This is a genomic window from Kordia jejudonensis, assembly GCF_001005315.1.
Lineage (GTDB): Bacteria > Bacteroidota > Bacteroidia > Flavobacteriales > Flavobacteriaceae > Kordia > Kordia jejudonensis.
In genome coordinates this window covers 1-1,138 of sequence record NZ_LBMG01000149.1, presented here as the reverse complement: position 1 = coordinate 1,138, position 1,138 = coordinate 1, and the positions used below count along the sequence as shown (strand labels likewise).

Annotated in this window: 1 protein-coding gene; it reads right to left on the bottom strand. The window is 33.0% G+C overall.

What is annotated here, in order from left to right:
* On the bottom strand, positions 1–1,138 hold a 1,138-nt coding region (locus AA089_RS25310; protein WP_046759385.1), incomplete at both ends, for a leucine-rich repeat domain-containing protein.

Sequence of the window (1,138 nt, the reverse complement as noted above, 5' to 3'; positions counted from 1 at the left end):
GAATTTGTTGCATTTACCATTGTTGCAGAAATTACATTGTTACACGTGCCATCGCTTATGGGAATATTAATAGCATTAACACATTCGTCATTTTCAAGAAATCCACAGTCTGTACTGAAGTTTGTTCCTGCATCAACAACTGTCCAATTGGCGGTACTGTATGCAACGTCATCAACTTGTACACAGGCTAAATTTGGTGTGTTTAAGGCATGGAATGTATTTATGTTTGTATTGTTTCCGTTTTGAATATTGGTTCCTGTTAGGTTACTACAACCATTTACAAATAATCGTTCTAATGCTGTATTGTTGGAGACATCAACCTGTTGTATTGGAGCTCCATTGAGATTTAAAACTCTTAAAGCTAGGTTATCTGACACATCAATGTTAGTCAAAGGACTATTTGAAAGTATCAGAGTGTCCAAATTTGAATTGTTTGAAACTTGCAAATTTGATATTTGGGTAAAATTCAAATCTAGTACAATGAGGTTGGTATTCGTTGAAATATCTAAAGTTGAAAGTTGAAGATTTTGTGCTAAGTATAGAGACTGAAGTGCTATATTTTGTGAGACATCTATTGTTGTCAGTTGATTTGCTTGAAAACTTGCACTGAAAAGCATTGTATTTTGTGTGATATCTACTGTAATCAGTGAGTTGTTATGAAAGTATACAGATTCTAATGCAATGTTTTGAGTTAAATCAATTTCGGAAATTGAATTGTTGTCTAAATTTAAAAGTGTCAATGCTGTATTTTGTGTTACATCAATACTTGTTAATTGGTTTCCTGATGCATTTAAATTTTGTAATGCTGTAAAATCTTCAATTCCTGTTAAGTCGGAAATATTTTCGCTTGAAATGTTTACGTTTTGAATACCTGAAATATTGGTGGTTGTTACATAATCATCTAGCGTTATGTCGTACCCTAAATCGATCAATGCTTGTTCAAAGTTATCGTCTGGCACATAGGTTTGTCCTGGAATTTCATTTGTAGACACACAGATATCAAATGTCGTATTTGCATTTGCCACATGCGAATATACTTGTATGTAATATGTATTTCCTATAGTTAAACCTGTTGCTGTATCTTCTAACGCATCTGTACAATAGATTGCATCTGTAATGTTTCCACATGTATACGCTT